At 68.3% G+C, this 21095-nt stretch carries 16 protein-coding genes; 6 read left to right on the top strand and 10 right to left on the bottom strand.

Translation table 11 applies throughout. The features are described 5' to 3' along the window. Positions 1-41: 41 nt before the first annotated feature. From MAA8898_RS21480 to MAA8898_RS21465, 4 genes are all read right to left on the bottom strand, one after another. On the bottom strand, positions 42-545 hold the full coding sequence (locus MAA8898_RS21480) for a DUF2314 domain-containing protein (protein WP_094023089.1): 504 nt from the start codon (positions 543-545) through the stop codon (positions 42-44). Next, positions 542-3985 (bottom strand): pyruvate carboxylase, encoded by a 3444-nt coding sequence (locus MAA8898_RS21475; RefSeq protein ID WP_094023088.1) that lies wholly within the window; start codon positions 3983-3985, stop codon positions 542-544. Before MAA8898_RS21475 ends, MAA8898_RS21480 begins: the two co-directional genes overlap by 4 nt. A 93-nt stretch (positions 3986-4078) precedes the next feature. Further along, on the bottom strand, positions 4079-5215 hold the full coding sequence (locus MAA8898_RS21470) for an alpha-hydroxy acid oxidase (protein WP_245853537.1): 1137 nt from the start codon (positions 5213-5215) through the stop codon (positions 4079-4081). A 166-nt stretch (positions 5216-5381) separates the two neighbouring features. Further along, complete coding sequence (locus tag MAA8898_RS21465; protein ID WP_094023086.1) at positions 5382-6107, bottom strand: trypsin-like serine peptidase; 726 nt, start codon at positions 6105-6107, stop codon at positions 5382-5384. Between the two features lie 257 nt (positions 6108-6364). Between MAA8898_RS21465 and MAA8898_RS21460 the strand changes: the two genes are divergently transcribed. Together MAA8898_RS21460 and MAA8898_RS21455 are read left to right on the top strand one after the other, a co-directional pair. Beyond that, positions 6365-6841 carry an RlpA-like double-psi beta-barrel domain-containing protein gene (locus MAA8898_RS21460; RefSeq protein WP_094023085.1) on the top strand — a complete coding sequence of 159 codons (477 nt, stop codon included), beginning with the start codon at positions 6365-6367 and terminating at the stop codon, positions 6839-6841. An 89-nt stretch (positions 6842-6930) separates the two neighbouring features. Next, complete coding sequence (locus MAA8898_RS21455) at positions 6931-9291, top strand: ATP-dependent helicase (RefSeq protein ID WP_094023084.1); 2361 nt, start codon at positions 6931-6933, stop codon at positions 9289-9291. A gap of 463 nt (positions 9292-9754) precedes the next feature. Here MAA8898_RS21455 and MAA8898_RS21450 read toward each other — a convergent pair whose 3' ends face one another. Further along, positions 9755-10231, bottom strand: a complete 477-nt coding sequence (locus tag MAA8898_RS21450) for an Lrp/AsnC family transcriptional regulator (protein ID WP_094023083.1) — start codon at positions 10229-10231, stop codon at positions 9755-9757. Between the two features lie 128 nt (positions 10232-10359). On the opposite strand from MAA8898_RS21450, the gene hppD reads away from it, so the two are divergent. Continuing rightward, positions 10360-11457 carry a 4-hydroxyphenylpyruvate dioxygenase gene (gene hppD, locus MAA8898_RS21445; protein ID WP_094023082.1) on the top strand — a complete coding sequence of 366 codons (1098 nt, stop codon included), beginning with the start codon at positions 10360-10362 and terminating at the stop codon, positions 11455-11457. A gap of 83 nt (positions 11458-11540) precedes the next feature. Here hppD and MAA8898_RS21440 read toward each other — a convergent pair whose 3' ends face one another. Next, positions 11541-14507 (bottom strand): hypothetical protein, encoded by a 2967-nt coding sequence (locus MAA8898_RS21440; protein ID WP_094023081.1) that lies wholly within the window; start codon positions 14505-14507, stop codon positions 11541-11543. 168 nt (positions 14508-14675) lie between these two features. On the opposite strand from MAA8898_RS21440, the gene MAA8898_RS21435 reads away from it, so the two are divergent. Next, complete coding sequence (locus MAA8898_RS21435) at positions 14676-15374, top strand: SIMPL domain-containing protein (protein ID WP_094023080.1); 699 nt, start codon at positions 14676-14678, stop codon at positions 15372-15374. A gap of 53 nt (positions 15375-15427) precedes the next feature. On the opposite strand, the gene MAA8898_RS21430 is transcribed toward MAA8898_RS21435, so the two are convergent. Next, positions 15428-16723 (bottom strand): O-acetylhomoserine aminocarboxypropyltransferase/cysteine synthase family protein, encoded by a 1296-nt coding sequence (locus tag MAA8898_RS21430; RefSeq protein WP_094023079.1) that lies wholly within the window; start codon positions 16721-16723, stop codon positions 15428-15430. 375 nt (positions 16724-17098) lie between these two features. Between MAA8898_RS21430 and MAA8898_RS26430 the strand changes: the two genes are divergently transcribed. Then, positions 17099-17245, top strand: coding sequence for a hypothetical protein (locus tag MAA8898_RS26430; protein ID WP_176445269.1), 147 nt, complete (start codon positions 17099-17101; stop codon positions 17243-17245). A 96-nt stretch (positions 17246-17341) separates the two neighbouring features. On the opposite strand, the gene MAA8898_RS21425 is transcribed toward MAA8898_RS26430, so the two are convergent. Both MAA8898_RS21425 and MAA8898_RS21420 read right to left on the bottom strand, forming a co-directional pair. Continuing rightward, the gene (locus tag MAA8898_RS21425; RefSeq protein ID WP_094023114.1) at positions 17342-18499 is read right to left on the bottom strand and encodes a WD40/YVTN/BNR-like repeat-containing protein; all 1158 of its coding nucleotides are present in this window, start codon (positions 18497-18499) and stop codon (positions 17342-17344) included. A gap of 80 nt (positions 18500-18579) precedes the next feature. Then, the gene (locus MAA8898_RS21420; protein ID WP_094023078.1) at positions 18580-19581 is read right to left on the bottom strand and encodes a GT-B fold glycosyltransferase domain-containing protein; all 1002 of its coding nucleotides are present in this window, start codon (positions 19579-19581) and stop codon (positions 18580-18582) included. A gap of 97 nt (positions 19582-19678) precedes the next feature. On the opposite strand from MAA8898_RS21420, the gene MAA8898_RS21415 reads away from it, so the two are divergent. Beyond that, positions 19679-20254, top strand: a complete 576-nt coding sequence (locus MAA8898_RS21415; protein WP_094023077.1) for a hypothetical protein — start codon at positions 19679-19681, stop codon at positions 20252-20254. A 113-nt stretch (positions 20255-20367) separates the two neighbouring features. On the opposite strand, the gene MAA8898_RS21410 is transcribed toward MAA8898_RS21415, so the two are convergent. Continuing rightward, complete coding sequence (locus tag MAA8898_RS21410; protein WP_094023076.1) at positions 20368-21060, bottom strand: metal-dependent hydrolase; 693 nt, start codon at positions 21058-21060, stop codon at positions 20368-20370. Between the last annotated feature and the right edge of the window lie 35 nt (positions 21061-21095).

Here is a 21095-nt window from a genome sequence, read left to right as displayed (position 1 = left end):
AACGCAAGGTTGCGGCGGGGAAATCCGGGTTGTCCACAGGCTCAGCGCCAGGCCTCGGGCAGGGGATCGGGCATCAGGAGGTCCTGCAACGGGGCCTTCTGATCCTCGGGCAGAACGGCCATCAGCACCCGCGTGGTGTAGTGCCCGTACATCCGGCCTGAGGTGTCCAGCACACTCCAGTCGGCGATCTGCGCCCGGTCAAAGTGGACCTCGTCGCCCAGCCGCGTGCCCTTGAGGTAGGCGGGCGCGTTGGCCAGCCGCCCGGCAAACCGTCCCTCGTCAAGGGAGAGGTCCTCGACCCAGATAAGTTCTTCTTTGACATCAGGGTGTTGGACCGGAAACCTCACCTTGAGATTGAAGGCCGGATGGATCTTGTTCTTGTCATCCACCAATTGCGACAGCGCCACGTCGAGATGCAGCAGGGCCTCGGCGATGGCGGTCTCCATGGCCTCGGGATCGGTGGTGTAGGGCAGGCCCTGCGCCTCGGCGCGCGGGCCTGCAAGGCACAGGCCCAGGGCGATCGCCAGGGCCCGCGCCACCGTCATTCCAGTTCGACCAGCAGGTCCTTGGCGTCGATCTGCGCCGCCGGCTGGACGTGCACCGCCTTGACCTTGCCGTCCCGCTCGGCATGCAGGCCGGTCTCCATCTTCATCGCCTCGATCGTCAGCAGCAGGTCGCCGGTCTTGACCTCCTGACCGACCGAGACCGCGACCGTCGCCACGACGCCGGGCATCGGCGCGCCGATGTGGTCGGGGTTGCCGACCTGCGCCTTGGGCCGCGCGCCCGAGGCGGCCTTGGCCTTGCGGTCGGGAATGCGGACGGTGCGCGGCTGGCCGTTCAGCTCGAAGAAAACCCGCACTTCGCCGTCGTCCTGCGTCTCGCCCACCGCCTGAAGACGAATTTCCAGCGTCTTGCCGGGGTCGATCTCGGCGGCGATCTCCTCGCCCGGCTCCATGCCGTAAAAGAACGTCCGGGTGGGCAGGGTCCGCACCGGGCCGTAGGTCTCGTGCCGGGCGGCGTAATCGGTGAAGACCTTGGGATACATCAGGTAGCCGTTCAGGTCCTCGTCGTCGAATTCCACCTCCTCGAAGGCGGCGTGCAGTTCGCGGCGCTTTTCCTCGATGTCGACGGGGGCGGCGCGCAGGCCGGGACGTTCGGTAAAGGGCTTGTCGTCCTTGAGGATCTTCTTCTGGATCGCCGATGGCCAGCCGCCCGGGGGCTGGCCCAGGTTGCCCTTCATCATGTCGATGACCGAGTCGGGGAAACTGACGTCCTTCTTGGGGTCCTCGACATCGGCGCGGCTCAGGCCCTGGCTGACCATCATCAGCGCCATGTCACCCACCACCTTGGACGACGGCGTCACCTTGACGATGTCGCCGAACATCTGGTTCACGTCGGCATAGGTCTGCGCCACCTCGTGCCAGCGTTCCTCCAGCCCCAAACTGCGGGCCTGCGCCTTGAGGTTGGTGAACTGGCCGCCCGGCATCTCGTGCAGGTAGACCTCGGAGGCGGGGGCCTGCATGCCGGATTCGAAGGCGGCGTACTGGCCGCGCACCGCCTCCCAGTAGTTGGAGATCTCGCGGATCGCGGCAATGTCGAGCCCGGTGTCCCGCTCGGTAAAGCGCAGGCCCTCGACGATACTGCCCAAGGTCGGCTGCGAGGTGTTGCCCGACAGCGCGTCCATCGCGCCGTCAACCGCGTCCACGCCCGCGCGCACCGCCTCCATGATGGTGGCGATGGCCGCCCCGCTGGTGTCATGGGTGTGGAAGTGGATCGGCAGGCCGACCTCTTCCTTCAGCGTCGAGATCAGCGAAGCGGCGGCGTTGGGCTTCAGCAGGCCCGCCATGTCCTTGAGTCCCAGGATGTGGCTGCCTGCGTCGCGCAGTTCCTTGCCCATGGCGACGTAGTATTTCAGGTCGTACTTCGCCCGGTCCGGGTCGAGGATGTCACCGGTGTAGCAGATCGTTCCCTCCAGCACGCGGCCCGTGTCCAGCACCGCGTCCATGGCGACGCGCATGTTCTCGACCCAGTTCAGGCTGTCGAAGACGCGGAAGACGTCGACCCCGGTCTCGGCCGCCTGTTTCACGAAGAATTGCACCACGTTGTCGGGGTAGTTGGTATAGCCCACGCCGTTGGCGCCGCGCAGCAGCATCTGCGTCATCAGGTTGGGCATCGCCTTGCGCAGGTCGCGCAGCCGCTGCCAGGGGCATTCCTGCAAGAAACGGTAGGCGACGTCAAAGGTCGCACCGCCCCAGCATTCCACCGAGAACAGCTGTGGCAGGTTGTGGGCGTAGGCCGGGGCCACCTTGATCATGTCGAGGCTGCGCATCCGCGTCGCCAGCAGCGACTGGTGGCCGTCGCGCATGGTGGTGTCGGTGATCAGCACCTGTTTCTGCGCCGCCAGCCAGTCGGCCACCGCCTGCGGGCCCTTTTCCTCCAGCAGGTTTTTCGTGCCGGGCGGCGGGGTCTCCAGCGGCACCCGGGGCGGGCGGGCCGGTTTCAAATCCGGGTGCGGCATGGCGCGGCCCTGCACCTCGGGGTGGCCGTTCACCGTGATGTCGGCGATGTAGGTCAGCACCTTGGTGCCCCGGTCGCGCCGCTTCTTGAAGTCGAACAGCTCGGGCGTCGTGTCGATGAACTTGGTCGTGTACTGGTTGTTCAGAAAGGTCGGGTGCTTGAGCAGGTTGATCACGAACTCGATGTTCGTGGTCACGCCCCGGATGCGGAATTCGCGCAGCGCGCGGTCCATCCGCTTGATCGCCTTTTCCGGGGTCTGCGCCTTGGCGGTGACCTTCACCAGCAGCGAATCGTAGTAGCGGGTGATGACGCCACCGGCATAGGCGGTGCCACCGTCCAGCCGGATGCCCATGCCCGTGGCCGACCGGAAGGCGGTGATGCGGCCGTAATCGGGGATGAAGTTGTTCGCCGGGTCCTCGGTGGTGATCCGGGTCTGCAACGCGTGGCCGGTCAGGCGCACGTCGTACTGGCTGGCCTTGCCGGTGGCCTCGGACAGCGACTTGCCCTCGGCGATCATGATCTGCGCCTGGACGATGTCGATGCCGGTCACCTCTTCAGTGACGGTGTGTTCGACCTGCACGCGCGGGTTGACCTCGATGAAGTAGAACTTGCCGCTGTCCATATCCATCAGGAATTCGACGGTGCCGGCGCATTCATAGTTCACGTGGGCGCAGATCTTGCGCCCCAGCTCGCACAGTTCCTCGCGCTGGGCTTCGGAGAGGTAGGGCGCGGGGGCGCGTTCCACGACCTTCTGGTTGCGGCGCTGCACGGAACAGTCGCGCTCATACAGGTGGTAGATGTTGCCCTGCTTGTCGCCCAGGATCTGCACCTCGACGTGGCGGGCGCGCAGGATCATCTTTTCCAGGTAGCCTTCGCCGTTGCCAAAGGCGGATTCGGCCTCGCGCCGGCCTTCCAGCACCTTGTCCTTCAGTTCCTTGGGGTCGTTGATCGGGCGCATGCCGCGCCCGCCGCCGCCCCAGGACGCCTTGAGCATCAGCGGATAGCCGATTGCCTCGGCCTCCTTGGCGATGGCGTCGAAATCGTTGCCCAGCACCTCGGTCGCGGGGATCACCGGCACACCGGCGGCCATCGCCACCTTGCGGGCGCTGGCCTTGTCGCCCAGCGCGCGCATCGTCTCGGCCCGGGGGCCGATGAAGGTGATCCCGGCCTCGACGCAGGCGTCGACGAACTGCGGGTTCTCGGACAGCAGGCCATAGCCGGGGTGGATCGCGTCGGCGCCGGATTCCTTGGCGACACGGATGATTTCGGGGATCGACAGGTAGGCCTGGACCGGACCCAGCCCTTCGCCGATGCGGTAGGCCTCGTCGGCCTTGAACCGGTGCAGACCCAGCTTGTCTTCCTCGGCGTAGACGGCAACGGTCTTTTTTCCCATCTCGTTCGCGGCCCGCATGATGCGGATCGCGATCTCACCGCGGTTGGCCACCAGAATTTTCTCGAAGTCAGCCATGTGCAAGGGTCCTTTTCCGGCACGGGTCACGCAAGATGCGCAATATTGTTACCTTTCCGTCATGCTGCGCTGCGGCGCAAGAGGGTTTGCAAATTATTTGCCCTCCGATGCAGGGTTTGCAAACTCGGCCAGCCCGCGCAGGTCGATCGGCCGCGCCACGCCCAGCTGGCCGATGTTGGCGGTCATGTCCTTGCGCAGCATGTCGACCAGGTGCGCCGGGCCGGCGTCGCCCAGGGCGCAGACCGCGTAGTGCCAGGCCCGCCCCAACATGACGAAATCCGCCCCCAGCGCCACGGCGCGCAGGATGTCCAGCCCGCTTTCGATCCCGCTGTCGAAGATCACCGGCAGCCGCGTCGCCGCGCGCACGCCGGGCAGGTGGTCGATGGCGCCGCGCGCGCCGTCGAACTGCCGACCGCCGTGGTTGGACACCCAGATCCCGTCCACGCCCTCGGCCTCCAGCCGCGCGGCGTCCTCCGGCTTCAGCACGCCCTTGACCACCAGCGTGCCTTCCCAGTTCTCGCGGATCCAGCGGACATAGCTCCAGTCGGGCGCGGTGCGCAGCAGGTAGCCCACATGCGCCGTCATGTCCCGGGTCGAGGTGTCGGTGGTGTAGCGGTCCAGCGTCTTCATCCGCGGCATGCCGTGGCCCAGCCGGGCCAGCGACCAGGCCGGGCGCAGCGCGCATTGCAGCGCGATGCGCGGAGTCAGGCGCGGCGGCTGCACCAGCCCGCCCTTGACCTGCTTTTCCCGCCGCGAGGCGACCGGCACGTCCACCGTCAGCACCAGCACGTGAAAGCCGCTGTCGCGCATCCGTTGCAGCATGTCCTGCCGCACAGCGATGTCGCGCGGCGGATACAACTGGAACCAGCCCTTGCCGCCGGTCTCCGGCCCCACCTCCTCGGGGGTGGCGTTGGCGAGGTTGGACATGGCATAGGGCAGGCCCGCCCGCGTCGCCTCGCGTGCGAGCAGGCGTTCCGCCCCGTGCCACAGCAGGCCGGACTGGCCCACCGGTGCCACGCCGAAGGGCAGGGGATGCGTCTCGCCGAACAGCGCGGTGCTAAAATCCGGCGTCACCTCGCCATGCAGGATCGAGGGGGTGAAAAGCACCCGGTCCAGTGCCGCGCGGTTGCGCCGGGCGGTGGCCTCGGTCCCGGTGGCGGAGTCGAGATAGGCCCAGGCAAAGCGCGGCACGCGGTGCCGGGCGGCGCGCCGCAGATCGGCGACGGTCATGAAACGGCTGTGCAGGTCCATGGCCGCATAGGAAAGGGTTGTCCGTGACTTGTCCACGGGAGACGGTGACAATTTTTCGGTCATCCCCCGATGCGGCGCAGGCTGTCAGGACCGATGCACCGGAGGGGCGGCCCAGGCAAACGGGCAAGCGCCGCACGTCACTTGTTCACCGGGTATCCGGGCGGCTCAGGGTGTCGATCATGTCGATGACCCAGCCGTTGACCTGCAGGGCGATGGCCCCGGTTTCGCCGCCACTGGCGACGAGAACACCGATGATCACCTGTCCCTGGTCCCGTTGCGACAGCAACGGCGATCCCGAATGGCCGCTTTTGACCATGCACCCGACCAGCAACAGGCCCGAGGTAAAGGCCCGTTTCGGACAGGACAGACCGCCGGTCAACACGTCCGGTTGCGCATTGGAATAGCCGACAAATGCAAAGTCGTGCTCGTCGTCGCGGGGGCGCGCCACCGGCAGCGGGGCGATCTCGTGGATCGGCTTTGCGAGGTGCAGCAAGGCGACATCGTGCCGGAATCGTTCGCCGAGGTTCAACAGGTAAAAGGGATGGCGGACGATCCTGTCCACCTCGCGCACGGCCAGGGTGGTCCCGTGGTCCCAACCGGCCTCAAAGGCAATCCGCGGGCGTGCGGTGTCGGTGCCCGCGTGCTGCGTGCCGGTGCAATGTGCCGCCGTCAGGACCAGGTCCGGTGCGACCAAAGCGCCGCTGCAGATCTGCGGCGCCTGCTCTGACCCGCGCTGCACGCGCCCGACCGCGCCGTAGCTGTCGCGCAGACCCTCGTCGATGGGACGGGGTTCCGTGACGGGGTCAGGGTCCTGCTGCGCCAGGCTGGCCGCCGGCATCAGCAAGAGCAGCAAGAGCGTCCAGCATCGCATGTGCGCCTCCGGGGTCGTCGGGACCGTCCGCAGGGCCAGGTTCGTCCGCGACGGAAGGTGCGCCGGGCTTAGTCGCGATCCGGTCCGGCGTCCAGCCTGCGCGCGGCTGCATCCACGGGGACCGGAGTGGCCGCGGCGGCCGCCCGAGGCGGATCGTGCGTGGCCGTCCCGGCCTCTTCGCGCATTCGTCTCGAATCTTCAGTGAATTTTAAGCGATCCCGCCGAAGCTGACCGTGGATGATAGAAAGGGATAGCCCATGCACGCGATGATCGTCGACCTTGACGCCGGACGGCTGGAACGCAGCCAGATCGCCTTTCTCGAGACGGGGATTCACGTCACCGGCTCCGGCAGCCTTGCCGTGGCCGAAACCTGTTTGCGCCGCGCCGTCGTCGACGTGCTGGTGCTGGATGCCGACTGCGGCGCGCAGCACATCGCCGAGCTGACCGCGCTGGCGGAACGCCGCAACCCCCGACTCGTGACGCTGATGCTGGCGCGCGACGTCGGTGCAGCAACGGATTTCTACTCTGACGCCATCGGCTCGCTGCATTGCGTGCTGGACGGGCTGGTGGCGCCGCGCATGGTGGCGCGCATGGCGCAGGCCTCGCTGGCCGGGCGCGCCGCGTGCAAGATGACGCCGGTCCGCGCCGATCAGGAACCGCTCGCGCCGCGCCCCGTGTTCCAGACCACCCGGCGCAAGCCCGCCGCCCCCGCCGCCGAGGCGGTCCTCGCCTGACACACCGTTCCGCGCGTTTTCTCGCGCGCGGGCGGAACACAAAGCGAACACGTCTTTTCCTGCGGCGCGGATGACGCTAGATTGGCGTCATGAGCAGTTTCGATGAATTCGACGCCTTCGAGGCGTCCTCGCTGTCGGCGCGCGCCATGGCCGCCCGTCCCGCGCCCTATCTCGACGGGTTGAACCCGGCCCAGCGCCAGGCGGTCGAGACGCTGGACGGCCCCGTGCTGATGCTGGCCGGGGCCGGCACCGGCAAGACCAAGGCGCTGACCGCCCGCGTCGTGCACCTGTTGACCACCGGGCGCGCGAGGCCGAACGAGATCCTCGCCGTGACCTTCACCAACAAGGCCGCGCGCGAGATGAAATCGCGAATCTCCGGCATGCTGGGCCAGACGGTCGAGGGGATGCCCTGGCTGGGCACCTTCCATTCGATCTGCGTCAAGCTGTTGCGCCGCCATGCCGAGCTTGTGGGGCTGAAGTCGAACTTCACCATCCTCGACACCGACGACCAGCTGCGCCTGCTCAAGCAGCTGGTGCAGGCCTCGGGCATCGACGACAAGCGCTGGCCGGCACGTCAGCTGGCCTCGATCATCGACGGCTGGAAGAACCGCGCCCTGACACCCGACCGGGTGCCCGCCGCGGACGGTGGCGCCTACAACCACCGCGGAGTCGAGCTCTACGCCCAGTACCAGGAACGCCTGAAGGAGCTGAACGCCGCCGATTTCGGCGACCTGCTGCTGCATGTGGTGACGATCTTCCAGAAGCATCCGGACATCCTGGAGCAGTACCAGCGCTGGTTCCGCTACATCCTGGTGGACGAGTACCAGGATACCAACGTGGCGCAGTACCTCTGGCTGCGCCTGCTGGCCTCGACGCACAAGAACATCTGCTGCGTCGGTGACGACGACCAGTCTATCTACGGCTGGCGTGGTGCCGAGGTGGGCAACATCCTGCGCTTCGAAAAGGATTTCCCCGGCGCGCATGTGGTGCGGCTGGAACAGAATTACCGCTCGACCCCGCATATCCTCGCCGCCGCCTCGGGCGTGATCCGCGGCAACACCGGCCGCCTGGGCAAGGAGCTGTGGACCGAGGCCGAGGAGGGCGAGAAGGTCCGCCTGATCGGCCACTGGGACGGCGAGGAAGAGGCGCGCTGGATCGGCGAGGAGATCGAGGCCATGCAGTCCGGCACCCGTCGGATGCGGCCGTTCAGCCTCGATGAAATGGCGATCCTGGTACGCGCCTCGCACCAGATGCGCGCCTTCGAGGACCGTTTCCTGACCATCGGACTGCCCTACCGGGTGATCGGTGGCCCGCGCTTCTACGAGCGGATGGAGATCCGCGATGCCATGGCCTACTTCCGCCTCGTGGTCTCGCCCGCCGACGACCTCGCCTTCGAGCGGATCGTCAACACGCCCAAGCGCGGCCTCGGCGACAAGGCGCAGCAGACCATCCAGAAGATCGCCCGCGACAATGGCGTGAGCCTGCTGGACGGCGCGGCGCTGGCGGTCGAACAGGGGGCGATCAAGGGCAAGGGCGCCAAGGCCCTGGCCGAACTGATTGTCGGCCTGGCCCGCTGGGGCCGCATGACCGGGGACAAGGAGGTCAGCCACATGGAACTGGCCGAGATCATCCTCGACGAGAGCGGCTACACCGAGATGTGGCAGAACGACAAGACGCCCGAGGCGCCGGGCCGGCTGGAGAACCTCAAGGAACTGGTCAAGGCGCTGGAAAACTTCGAGAACCTCCAGGGTTTCCTGGAGCATGTCGCGCTGGTCATGGACAACGAATCCGATGCCGAGGGCGCCAAGGTCTCGATCATGACGCTGCACGCGGCCAAGGGGCTGGAGTTTCCGGCGGTCTTCCTGCCCGGCTGGGAAGACGGGCTGTTCCCGTCGCAACGCTCGATGGACGAGAACGGCGTCAAGGGGCTGGAGGAGGAGCGGCGGCTGGCCTATGTCGGCATCACCCGCGCCGAGGAGGTCTGCACGATCTCCTTTGCCGGCAACCGCCGTGTCTTTGGCCAGTGGCAATCGCAGATGCCCTCGCGCTTTGTCGACGAACTGCCCGAGGACCACGTCGAGGTGCTGACACCCCCGGGCCTCTACGGCGGCGGCTATGGCGCTGCGGCTCCCGGTGGCGTGGGCGGGGTGAAATCCACGCTGGAAACCCGCGCGGCCGAGGCCAATGTCTACAATTCCCCGGGCTGGAAACGCCTGCAATCCCGCGCCGGCGAACGTCCGATCAGCCAGCCGCGCGAAAGCCGCACACAGGTGATCGACCTCGAGGCCGTGTCGGCGCATACGGTGGGCGACCGTGTGTTCCACCAGAAATTCGGTTACGGCAACATCGTCGGGGTCGAGGGCGACAAGCTCGAGATCGCTTTCGAGAAGGCGGGCACAAAGAAGGTCGTCGCCCGTTTCATCCACACCGCCGACGACGTGCCTTTCTAGCCGCGCGCGCCCCGACGCGCGCGGCTGGTGGGCAAGGGTGTCTTTTGCGCAGCAAAAGATCACCAGCCCACACCGTGCCATTCTGGGTGCAGCAGGTACTCGCGCGCCCCGACGCGCGCGGCTGGTGGGCAAGGGTGTCTTTTGCGCAGCAAAAGATCACCAGCCCACACCGTGCCATTCTGGGTGCAGCAGGTACTCGCGCGCCCCGACGCGCGCGGCTGGTGGGCAAGGGTGTCTTTTGCGCAGCAAAAGATCACCAGCCCACACCGTGCCATTCTGGGTGCAGCAGGTACTCGCGCGCCCCGACGCGCGCGGCTGGTGGGCAAGGGTGTCTTTTGCGCAGCAAAAGATCACCAGCCCACACCGTGCCATTCTGGGTGCAACGCCGACGCGCGCGGCTGGTGGAACAGAGCGGCAATCGACCTGCGACGGGACCTCCATCGCGTAAGGGGGCAGCGCCCCCTTACCTGATCGGCAGCGGCGCGTCGGCCTTGGGCTGGTCCATCACGATCTGGCTGTGCACCCGGGACACCACGGGATGGGCCAGCAGCACCTCGTGGATCAGCCTGTTGAGCGCGCGCAGGTCAGGGCAGTAGACGCGCAGGAGGTAATCCGCCTCACCTGTCATCGTCCAGGCCGAGACGATTTCGGGCCGGATGCGCAGCAGGCGGGTAAACTCCGCGCCTTCCTGCGCGCCGTGGCGCGCCAGTTGCACCTGGACAAAGGCCTGAACGTCGAGGCCCAGCTGTTCGGGGTCAAGCTGGGCGCGGTAACCCTTGATCACGCCGCTTTCTTCGAGCCGCTGGCGGCGGCGCCCGGCCTGGCTGGGTGACAGGTTCAGCGCCGTACCCAGGTCCTGCGCCGTGGCCTGGCCGTCGCGTTGCAGCGCCTCCAGCAGCGCGGCATCGGCCGAGTCGATCTGAGTGCGGGAGTCCTGCATGATGCGCCGTTTTTCTGCGGAAATCTTGCATCCACTTTCGCACACGGGCCGAGGACGCGCAATTGCCGCGTTGTCGGTGCTGTATGCTGCGCATCAGGACACAGACCGCGCAAACAGGAGGAGCCGCCATGGGACCTTTCCCGCATGACGCCCCGCAGGCCACGATCACCGCAGAGAACCCCGCCGGCACCGACGGATTCGAGTTCGTCGAGTTCGCGCATCCCAACCCGCAGGAGCTGCGCGACCTCTTCACCATGATGGGCTATGCCCACGTCGCCAACCACCGCACCAAGCACATCGAGCTTTGGCAGCAGGGCGACATCACTTACGTGCTGAACGCCGAGCCGGGCAGCTTTGCCGCCCGCTTTGTCAAGGAACACGGTCCTTGCGCCCCTTCGATGGCCTGGCGCGTGGTGGATGCCCAGCACGCCTACCAGCACGCCATCGCCAGGGGCGCCGAGCCCTACGAGGGCCCGGGCAAGACCGTCGACTGGCCCGCGATCAAGGGCATCGGCGGGTCGCTGATCTACTTTACCGACCAGTACTACGACACCTCGCCCTACAATGCCGAGTTCGACTGGATCGACCAGTCCAAACCGCGTGGCGTGGGCTTTCATTACCTCGACCACCTGACCCACAATGTCTTCAAGGGCAACATGGACAAGTGGTTCCGCTTTTACGGCAACCTCTTCAACTTTCGCGAGATCCGCTTTTTCGACATCGAGGGCAAGTTCTCGGGCCTGTTCAGCCGCGCGCTGACCTCACCCTGCGGCCGCATCCGCATCCCGATCAACGAGGACCGCGGGGAAAAGGGCCAGATCGTCGCCTACCTGAAAAAATACAAGGGCGAGGGCATCCAGCACATCGCCGTGGGCGCGCACGACATCTACGCCGCGACCGACGCCATCGCCGCCAACGGTCTGCACTTCATTCCGGGTCCGCCGGATGCCTATTACGACCTCTCCTTTGACCGGGTGACAGGCCATCAAGAGCCCGTCGACCGGATGAAGAAACACGGCATCCTGATCGACGGCGAAGGCGTGGTGGATGGCGGCGAGACGCGCATCCTGTTGCAAATCTTCTCCAAGACCGTGATCGGGCCGATCTTTTTCGAGTTCATCCAGCGCAAGGGCGACGACGGCTTTGGCGAGGGCAACTTCAAGGCGCTCTTCGAGTCGATCGAGCGCGAGCAGATCGAGAACGGAGAACTGGGCGACGTCGCTTGAAGGGTCACGCCTGACCTGAAACGCAAGACCCTGCCAGGGCTGCTGGCAGGGTCTTTTGCGTCGTGCGAAGCCCGTGCGGCGTGTCAGGTGCGCGGCATTTTCAGCACCAGGTCGCGGCCGCTTTTCTGGTAGCGCAATTCATCCTCGCCGATGGCCGACACGCGGCCGCCATCCAGGGAATCGCCGACCTTGACCTTCTGGTACTTGCCGCTGGCCAGCCGGACCAGCGCGCGCCGGTTGTCGGCCGTGCCGTACACCCCGATCAGGTTGATCTTGTTGAGGTTGATGGCGTTGTTGATCGTGGCCGAGCGGGCGACGCTGGCGCTGGAGGGCAGCGTCGGCTCGACCGTACGCGGGGCGACGGCGGCGGTCTGCACGGGCACCGGGTCCGGGTTGACCTCGGCCTGGTCGACAATCGCGGCCATGTTGCGCGGGCGGCTCACCGGGATCAGCGAGCGGTCTACCGCAAGCTCGGTGGCCTCGGGCGCGGCGATCTGGGCCTGCTCCTGTTCGGTCTGCGGGCGCATCTGCGGGCGGATGCGGGCCAGTTCGGCGCGCGAGATGCCGCCAAGCTGCACGCGCTCGCGCTGTTCGATCACGTCCGAGGGGCGGGCCTCCGGGCGGATACGCGGGATCGCGTCCGGTTGCGCGACCGCCACGCTGGGCGCGGTGTCGGTGATCGGCGCACGCGAATCGTCGCTGTTGCGCAGCGGCGGGACCGCCGGCGGGCGGCCGGTGAAGACGCGCAACCCGTCCGGTGTCAGCGCGCCTTCGGGCGTTGCGCGCACCAGGTCACGCTCATCGAAATCGAAGGTCAGCCCGGCCGGTGGCGGCAGCCCGGGATCGGCGAAGCCGGGCTCGCGCTCCAGCAGCCTGGCATCGGGCAGGGCGACCGCGTCGAACATCTGGATGTCCGGGTCGATGGAGGCCACGTAGATATCGTCCACGTCGTCTTCGGGCGGGGTCAGCGGCGACACCGGCGCGCGCTGCCAGACACCGGAGGCCGCGTAGCTCGCCGCGGCTTCTTCGGAGGTCAGGGCGCGCGGCACCACCGGCACGGCCAGCGGTTCGGCCGGGGTCTCGACCGCCGTGTCGAAGGCGGCCAGCTGTACGTCGGGGGCCTCGCCGCTGTCGGCAGCGTCGGGGGCGGGCGGGGCCTCCGGCGAGGCGGATTCGAGGATCACCGCGTCGGCGGGCGCAGCCGGGGCGTCGCCCGGGTCAGGCAGGGCCGCGACGGTGGGTTCGGCCCGGTCGTTGCCGCGGAACAGCCGCGCCAGCCCGTCCTCGAGAAAGACCGAGGCCCAGGCCGCGACGCCGGCCAGGAACAGCAGCAGGAGCGCGGTCAGGATCAGGCCCAGGAAGCGCGGCTTGCCGCCCACGGGGCCACGGGCGCGCGCGCCGAACACGGTCATCTGTTCGCGTTCGGTCGAGGAGTTGAACAGTTTTCCGGGGGCGGCCCCTGGGCCTGACATGGCCGGGCCACCCGCGGTGGCCAGACCGGCGGGCAGCGCCGGGGCGCCCGCGCTGCGCAGCGCGGCAAGCCGGGCCAGCGGGTTCGGTTTGCCGACAGGCACCTTTTCGCGCGGGTGGGTATGGCGCGCCACGGCGACCGGCGGCTGGGACAGCGGCTCTTCGCCCGGCGCGGCGAGCGGCGGAACCCGCGGCAGCGCGGGTTTGCCCAGTGGCCGGCCGGGAGGCTTGGGCGGCGCGGCCTTGCGCTTGGGCAGGGCCAGCTTGCGCGGTTTCGGCGCCTCGGCGGTCTGGGCGCGCTCGGTCGCGTCCACCGCGGCGGCGGCCTGTTCCAGCAGCGCCGAAGCCGCCGACTTGGCAAAGAATCCCCGCTTCGCGACCGGCTCGGCGGTGGGCGCGGGCACTGCGGCGGGCTCTGCCTTGCGCGCGACGGCGGGGGCCTCCGGGGTCCGGGCCACCGGCGCGGGGGCCTCGGGCGCTTGGGCCTCACCGGCTTGCGGCACCGGCGTGAAGCGCGGTTTCAGCTGAGCGGTCGGTGCGGGCGCGGACAGGGCATCCCCCGGCACCGGGGCGGGGCCAAGGCCGGCGCGCCGGGTCGAGAAGGTGACCGCAGGTTCGGCCGGCAGGTCTGCGGCCGGGCGCGGTGTCGCCTGGGGGGCCGGTTTCGGCGGCAGCTGCGCGGGCCGTGTGACCGGCGCCACCGGCGGTGCGCTCCGCGGGGCGGCGGGTTGTGCCGCCAGGGGCGCGGCCGGCGGGGGAGTGGTGGCGGGGCGCGCGGTGACCGCCGGTGCGGGGCGGGCCGGGCCGGGCGTCGCAGAACCGCGCTCCGCCCCGGGCAGGGCAGGGGCGGCGACCTTCGGTTCGGCACGCGCTGCCGGGGGCTGCGGTGGGGCCGGGGGCCGTGCCTCGGGGGCCGCTGCGGCCGGGGGCGCCTTGGGCGCGGCGCTCGCGGCGGGGGCCGGTTCGGCAGCCGGCGCCGCCTCTGGCAGGTCTTCGGCCTCGGCCTTCTCGGGAGCCTCGGGCGGGGGCAGCGGCGTCAGCGCCGCCTTGTCAGCCTCCACGATCTCGAGCGGGCGGGCAGGGCGCGCAACGGCGCGCGGCCATCCCTTGGCCTTGCCGAAGAACACCGCGCCGTCAAAGGCGCCGTCCGGCGCCTGCGCCAGGAAACAGACCGGCTGAAAGCCATGCTCGATGGCAAAGACCCGCGCCTCTTCCAGCGTCAGATGCGCCACCGCCGCAACCATCAGCCGCCCGCCGCTGACCACGTGGTCGAACTTCAGTTCGCGTACGGCGTAGGGCGTCGCCCCGTCCAGCGCGGCACGGATCGCCACCTCGCGGGTGGCCGGATCGCCGCCCAGGTCGGGCTGGTCGAGATAGCGGATCTGCTCGTTCGGGATGATCAGCGCCACCTGCGCGCCGGAGGGATCCAGCGCCTCGGCCCGGTCACGCAGCGCGCGCACCGCCGAGTCGAGGTCGGGATGGTCCAGCGGCACTTCTTCGATGCGGGCCCAGCGGGCCCCCATGCGGCGCAGCAGCGTGATGCCTTCGAAAGAGAGCGAGAGCGCGAAATTCGGTGTCATGAGGCGGTTCTTACCAGTGCAACCATGGCTGCGGGAGTCCTTACGCAGTTCCTCAATTATATAAGGCAACTTATTGCCGAATTAAAGAAACCCCCCGCGTCTGCCCTTGCCGATTCCGGCCACCGGCGAGACAGTCGTTCCACGTCCCCACATTTTTTGAGGTGTTTGATGCGAATAGTCACCATCCTGCTGGCCGCCGCGCTGGCCCTGCCGCTGACGGCCCATGCCGAGGGGACGCTCACCGTCTCCGGCGAGGCCCGTGTTGCCGCCGTTCCCGACATGGCGACGATCTCGCTGGGGGCGACGGGACGGGGTGCCACCGCGACCGAGGCGATGAACGCGACCTCCGTCGCGGTCGACGCGGTTCTTGCGCGACTCGCCGGACTGGGGATCGAGATGCGCGACATCCAGACCACGCAGTTGCGCGTCAATGAACAGAGCCGTTGGGACAACGAGCGCAACGAGGACGTCTTCATCGGCTATTTCGCGACAAATACCGTCACGGTGCGGGTGCGCGATCTCGACGGGATCGGCCCGCTGCTCTCGGCGGTGCTGGACGATGGGGCGAACCAGTTGCAGGACCTGTCCTTTGGCCTGCAAGAGCCGCGCGCGGTCGAGGACGAGGCACGCCGCCGCGCGGTGGCCGACGCCAGGACCCGCGCCGAACTGTACGCCGGGGCGGCCGGTGTCACGCTGGGCCCTGTCGTATCGCTGCGCGACACGGCCGAACCGCTGGTGCCCTCGATCGTCGGGGCCGAGCCTGTGGTGGTCATGGGCGCGGCCGAAGCGGGCCGCGATGTCCCCGTCGCCGCCGGCGAACTCGAAGTGCGGGCCGAGGTCACGATGGTCTTTGCCATCGCCGACTGAGATCGGCGACAGCCCAAGGGGGCAGGCCGGGCCAGTGCCCGGCCTGCCTGTCCTTACGATCCGGCCTTGTTCAGCGCCTGGTTCAGGTCGGCGATCAGGTCGTTGGCGTCCTCGATGCCGATCGAGATGCGCACCACGTTCGGCGCGGCCCCCGCCGCCACCTGCTGTTCGGTCGTCAGCTGGCGGTGCGTGGTCGAGGCCGAGTGGATCACCAGGCTGCGGGTGTCGCCCAGGTTGGCCACATGGCTGAAGATCTCCAGCGAGTCGACAAAGCGCACGCAGGCCTCATAGCCGCCTTTCAGCGCCACGGTGAACAACCCGCCTGCGCCCTTGGGACAGATCCGCGCCGCGCGTTCCTTGTAGGGCGAGGAGGGCAGGCCGGCATAGGTCACGCCGTCCACCGCGTCGTGGGTCAGCAGCCAGGCGGCGATCTTCTCGGCGTTCTCGACGTGCCGCGCCATCCGCAGCGACAGCGTCTCGATCCCCATCAGCGTGTAATGCGCCGCCTGCGGGTTCAGCGTCATGCCGAGGTCGCGCAGACCCACCGCGATGCCGTGGAAGGTGAAGGCCAGCGGGCCGAATGTCTCGTGGAACTTCAGCCCGTGGTAGGCCGGTTCCGGCGCCGAGAGCGAAGGGAACTTGTCCGAGGCCGACCAGTCGAAACGCCCCGAGTCGACCACAACGCCGCCGGTCACGGTGCCGTTGCCGGTCAGGTACTTGGTCATCGAATGCACGACCAGCGTCGCGCCATGTTCGATCGGGCGGCACAGGTAGGGCGAGGCCGAGGTGTTGTCGACGATCAGCGGCAGGCCAGCCTTGTCGGTGATGGCCGAAATCGCGTCCAGATCGGTGATGTAGCCGCCCGGGTTGGCGATGGATTCGCAGAACACCGCGCGGGTGTCGTCGTCGATGGCGGCGGCCACGGCGTCGAGGTCGTCGAAATCGACGAACTTTGCCGACCAGCCAAAGCGCTTGATTGTGTGGCTGAACTGCGTGACCGACCCGCCATAGAGCCGGGTCGAGACCACCACGTTGCGCCCCGGCGCCATCAGCGGGAACAGCGCCATGATCTGCGCCGCGTGACCCGACGAACAGCAGACCGCACCGGCGCCGCCTTCCAGCACCGCGACGCGTTCCTGCAGGGCAGAGACGGTCGGGTTGGTCAGGCGCGAATAGATGTAGCCCACTTCCTGGAGGTTGAAGAGCGCGGCGGCGTGCTCGCTGTCGCGGAACACATAGGCGGTGGTCTGGTAGATCGGCACCTGCCGCGCGCCGGTGGCCGGATCGGGCCGCGCGCCGGCGTGGATCTGGAGGGTGTCAAAGCCGTAGGTGGGCTCTTCCTGGGTCATCTTGGGGTCTCCCTGCGAGTTGGTCGCGCCTAGGATTAGGCGATTGCCGCAGGGGCGGCTAGGGGCGGCAGGCGGAAAAGCCGCGCCCGGCTCAGACATTCGGCTTTGCGCAGGTGTCGAGGGGCGCGCGCATGCCCCGATGTGTCGGCCCCGTCCCGGCCTTGCGCCGGACCCTCGCGTTTCGGGCGCGCTGCGGGGGCACTCTGGCCCGTGCGTGGGCTGCCCGCAGACTCGCGGCCTGTGCCGTCTTTCGTGTGAGAGACCGCGCCACACCGGACAGGCCAGCCCGGCCACCGGACCGGCGCCCTCCCATCTGCCTTTCGCGGCCAGCACGCGGGCCCGGCTGAAGAACCGCGGTCGAACAGGTCGACCACCTTGAAGATCATCATCTGGGTGGTGTGGTTGCCGGGCTTGTCGGCCGCCGCCATCATCGCGCGGTCGTCGCACCGGATCGAGACGGTCAGCCCGTCGTGCCCGCCCTCCGCCGCGCCGCTGCAAACCGCCCGGCGCAGGTTGCCGTAACAGTCCCGCACCTGCGGCGCCGACCCGTTCAGGCGCGAAACATGTCCTGAAAAATCGGTTGCTTGTCCTGGTCTCCCTCTATTCGGCCGCGCCCGATCAGGCGGCGGTCACTGTCTCGACACACAGCACCGTCGGCAGGTGCCGCGCGATCTCGGACCAGCTGTCGCCCTCGTCAAGGCTGGCAAAGACCGAGCCGGAGTTGGTGCCAAAGTAGATCCCCGGCGCCGCCGCCCGGTCCACCGCCATGGCCTGCCGCAGCACGGTGAAATAGCAATGCGCCTGCGGCAGCCCCGCGCGGCAGGCCTGCCAGCTGTCGCCGCCGTCGCGCGACCGCCAGACCGCCGCGCTGGCGTCGGGCGGGTAGCGCCCGGCGCTGTCGCCGTTCAGCGGCAGCACCCACAGCGTGCGCGGGTCATCGGGATGCACCGCGACCGGAAAGCCGAAGGTCGACGGCAACCCGGCCGAGATGTCGTCCCAGCTGCGCCCGCCGTCGGACGACCGCCAGACGCCGTGGTGGTTCTGCTGGTACAGCAGGTCCGCGTCGCCCCCCGCGCGCACCATGTTGTGCACGCAATGCCCGGTCTCGCCGTCCCTCGGCCCCGCCGGGTGATGCACATGTCCGCAGGCCTCGGCGTTGGACAGCCGGTTGCGCCGTTCCCAGCTCTGCCCGCCGTCCTCGGTGGCAAAGACCCCCGCCGCCGAGATGCCCAGCCACATCCGGTCCGGCGTGGCGGGGTTCGACACGATGGTGTGCAGCGTCAGCCCCGCCGCCCCCGGCTGCCAGCTGTCGGCCGAAGGGTGGTCCGTCAGGCTTTCCACCACCTGCCAGCTCTGCCCTTCGTCCTCGCTGACAAACAGGATCGCCGGCTTGCCCCCGGCGTACAGCTTGTTGCCCACCCGCCCCAGCGACCAGATCGACTGCACCCGCCCGGTGAATTCCGCCGGCGGCTTTGGCTCCGATCCGAAAAAGGCGGCGGTTTCGGGATCGTTGCGGATCCACTCGTCGACGGTGCCGTCCGACAGCTTGGCCAGGGTCCAGCTTTCGCCGTCTTCGGACCGCCAGACACCGGCGCCCGGCCACTCGCCGCCGCCCCCGGCCCAGAGCCGGCCCGACCCCGCGTCGCCGATGGCGTGGTTGATGCCCCAGCCATCGCAGAACGGCCCGGAGACCTGCCAGTCCTCCCGCCCCGCGTCCGATTTCAGCACAAACAATCCCTTGGTGGTGCCCACCAGCACCCTGATTTCCTGCGGCATGATCGACCTCGTCCCGTAGCGCCCGCCCATCTTATCATGGGCGGCGGCGCATGCTCGAAAAATCCGCCAGCGCGGGGGACCTACCGCATCCAGAATCCTTCGCGCTTGATGCGGTTGCGGATCGCCTGTTCCTTGCGGGGCAGGTCGTCGCGGTCGAACAGCGCGCGCACCTTCTGGCCGCGCCCCTGGTAGATCATGCGCTTGATAGGATCGTAGGCCTTCAGCACCTTCTTGATCCGATGTGGCGCCGCGACCTCCTCCAGCACCTCGACCACGCGGTCGGCCTCGCGGGCATAGAGCAGCGGCAACAGCCGGTAATGGCAGCTGACCGACCCGTCCAGCAGCCCCTCGGGCAGCGTGTCGCGCCCGCCGCCCAGCCCGTGGATCACCAGCGGCAGCACCACCTGGTCCAGCCAGGGATCAACGCTCTGGCAGACCAGTTCCTCGGGCGGATCGTCCCGCACTGTCAGCGCGTAGCTCAGGAAGCGGTCGCCAAAGACCTTCGGGCAGCGGTAGAAAAAGAAACCGGCGTTGAAATAGAGGTAGCGCTGCCAGTATTCGTCCGGCCAGCGCAGATCCAGGCTGCTGTCGAAGTCGAGGCCAAAGCGGTCATAGAGCGCCTTCCAGGTCCGCGTGTAGCCCGGCCCGTACAGCTCGACCGTGGGCCAGGTCCCCTCGCGCCGCATCGAGGCGGTGGGCCGGTCGAAGTCGAAGGGCACGGCGTCGAGACGGTCGAGGATCAGCGTGTCGGTATCGAAAAAGACGAAAGGCTCGCCCTCGGGCAGCACTTCCAGCGCCTCGATCTTGTTGCCGTAAGGGTAGGCAGCGCCGAAATGCCGGCTGTCAAAGCGGCGGAACTCGGCCCCCAACGCCTCCAGCAGCGCGCGCGCCTCCGCGTCGCGGATGCCGGGATCGTCCGGCCAGAGCGGGCCGGGTGCCGGTTCGGCCACGAACAGGCGTACCCAATCGCCGCCACGGGCCTTCAGCGAGGCGGCGAACAGCACCGCCTCGTAGGTCAGCCGGCCGGCCTGCGCTACCACCAGCAGATTAACCGTTTGAGCCGCGCCGTCCTCGCGTGCCATGATGATCCTGCCCCTTGCTGCCTGTCGCGGCACTATAGGGGGGCCGGCGCGTCGCCGAAAGACGCGTCGCGCAGCGGATTTTCAGCAGGGAGCCCCGATGCTCGACGTCATTCTTCTGATCATTGCCATCGCCTCCGGGATGCCCGGCAGCACCACCGCCAAGCTGGACGAAGCACCCGCGCCCGCCAGCGCCGCGCCGGCGGCCGAAACCGCCGAGGCCCGGACCTTCACCTCCTCCGAGGACGCCCCCCCGGGCTCCGAGCCGGACCCCGAACCGGCCCCGGCGCTGCCCTACGCGGCCGAACAGCAGGTCGCCACGGGGCGTTTCCTGACCGCGCTCGAGATCAAGCCGATCATGGAGGCCACCCGCGCCAACTGGATCGCGGTGCGCGAATACGATGGCCAGGATCTGGTCTACGTCACCCATGTCTGGAGCTGGCGCTGCGGTCTTGTCGCGCTGCACATCGGCATCAACGGGGCCGACCCCGAACCCTGGCCGCTGCCCGCCTGCCACGAGGACACCAATGCCCCCAACGCAATCCTCGACGGCGACGGGCTGCCCTACCGCAGCTTTCCGCTGGGCGCGATCGACACCGTGACGGTGGAACTGGTCTACGACGACCTCACGACAGAGCGCGTGACCTTCAACCGCAAGGGCGCGCTGATGCCCTGATCCCCCGCCTATGTCACTGCCCGCAAACATTGCGCGCGGCCCGGGCTTCTTCTGGCCTCAAATATCCCGGGGGAGGCGCCGCAGGCGACGGGGGCAGCGCCCCCCTCCACGGCTCAAAAGGCGATCGGCTGCAACACCTGCGGCTCGATCACCTTCACGCCGGGCAGCCCGTCGGCCAGCGCCTCGGCGGTCTGCTCCAGCGCCGGAAAGGTCCGGTAGTGGCCGGGGATCACGGTCTTGAAATCAAAGTAGGTCTTTGCCGCCCAGGCCGCCTGTTTCATGTCCATGGTGTAATAGCCGCCCGCCGACAGGATGCCGATGTCGGGTTTGAAATAGGCCCCGATCCAGGCCATGTCGGCCATGATGCAGGTGTCGCCCGAATGGTAGATCGTGTGACCCTCGCCCGAGAGGACAAAGCCGGTCTCCATGCCGGCATAGACCGCGCGGTCGCCCACCGTCATGGACGAACTGTGCGAGGCCGGGACCATGGTCACCGACGCGCCGCCAAAGGTGACCGTGCCGCCCTTGTTGAAACTGTGGCCCTCTTTCGCCCCGCGCGCCTGCAACAGCGCGGCCAGTTCGTACATCCCCGACACCGGCGCGCCGGTCTTTTCCGACACCTCGACAATGTCGGCGGTGTGGTCGAAATGGCCGTGGGTCACAAGGATCTGCGTCGCGCCGGCGATGGCGGCGTCGGTGTCCTGCCCGTCCATCATCGGGTTGCCGTTGATCCATGGGTCGATCAGCAACACCTCGCCGCCGATCTCGATGCGGAAACTGCCGTGGCCGAGCCAGATGATCTGCATGGGTCCTGTCCTCCGGGTTGTGCGCGGAACAGCCT

The sequence above is a fragment of the Antarctobacter aquimaris genome (assembly GCF_900184945.1).
GTDB classification, from domain to species: Bacteria; Pseudomonadota; Alphaproteobacteria; order Rhodobacterales; family Rhodobacteraceae; genus Maliponia; species Maliponia aquimaris.
This window is presented reverse-complemented; position numbering and strand designations above follow the sequence as displayed.

What these genes read in the sequence shown, in the direction of transcription:
- MAA8898_RS21465 (WP_094023086.1), bottom strand. Translation starts at nt 6,107, where the DNA reads ATGCGATGCTGGACGCTCTTGCTGCTCTTGCTGATGCCGGCGGCCAGC.
- MAA8898_RS21420 (WP_094023078.1), bottom strand. Translation starts at nt 19,581, where the DNA reads ATGGCACGCGAGGACGGCGCGGCTCAAACGGTTAATCTGCTGGTGGTA.
- MAA8898_RS21480 (WP_094023089.1), bottom strand. Translation starts at nt 545, where the DNA reads ATGACGGTGGCGCGGGCCCTGGCGATCGCCCTGGGCCTGTGCCTTGCA.
- hppD (WP_094023082.1), top strand. Translation starts at nt 10,360, where the DNA reads ATGGGACCTTTCCCGCATGACGCCCCGCAGGCCACGATCACCGCAGAG.
- MAA8898_RS21410 (WP_094023076.1), bottom strand. Translation starts at nt 21,060, where the DNA reads ATGCAGATCATCTGGCTCGGCCACGGCAGTTTCCGCATCGAGATCGGC.
- MAA8898_RS21430 (WP_094023079.1), bottom strand. Translation starts at nt 16,723, where the DNA reads ATGACCCAGGAAGAGCCCACCTACGGCTTTGACACCCTCCAGATCCAC.
- MAA8898_RS21435 (WP_094023080.1), top strand. Translation starts at nt 14,676, where the DNA reads ATGCGAATAGTCACCATCCTGCTGGCCGCCGCGCTGGCCCTGCCGCTG.
- MAA8898_RS21425 (WP_094023114.1), bottom strand. Translation starts at nt 18,499, where the DNA reads ATGCCGCAGGAAATCAGGGTGCTGGTGGGCACCACCAAGGGATTGTTT.
- MAA8898_RS21470 (WP_245853537.1), bottom strand. Translation starts at nt 5,215, where the DNA reads ATGACCGTCGCCGATCTGCGGCGCGCCGCCCGGCACCGCGTGCCGCGC.
- MAA8898_RS21455 (WP_094023084.1), top strand. Translation starts at nt 6,931, where the DNA reads ATGAGCAGTTTCGATGAATTCGACGCCTTCGAGGCGTCCTCGCTGTCG.
- MAA8898_RS21450 (WP_094023083.1), bottom strand. Translation starts at nt 10,231, where the DNA reads ATGCAGGACTCCCGCACTCAGATCGACTCGGCCGATGCCGCGCTGCTG.
- MAA8898_RS21475 (WP_094023088.1), bottom strand. Translation starts at nt 3,985, where the DNA reads ATGGCTGACTTCGAGAAAATTCTGGTGGCCAACCGCGGTGAGATCGCG.
- MAA8898_RS21440 (WP_094023081.1), bottom strand. Translation starts at nt 14,507, where the DNA reads ATGACACCGAATTTCGCGCTCTCGCTCTCTTTCGAAGGCATCACGCTG.
- MAA8898_RS21460 (WP_094023085.1), top strand. Translation starts at nt 6,365, where the DNA reads ATGCACGCGATGATCGTCGACCTTGACGCCGGACGGCTGGAACGCAGC.
- MAA8898_RS21415 (WP_094023077.1), top strand. Translation starts at nt 19,679, where the DNA reads ATGCTCGACGTCATTCTTCTGATCATTGCCATCGCCTCCGGGATGCCC.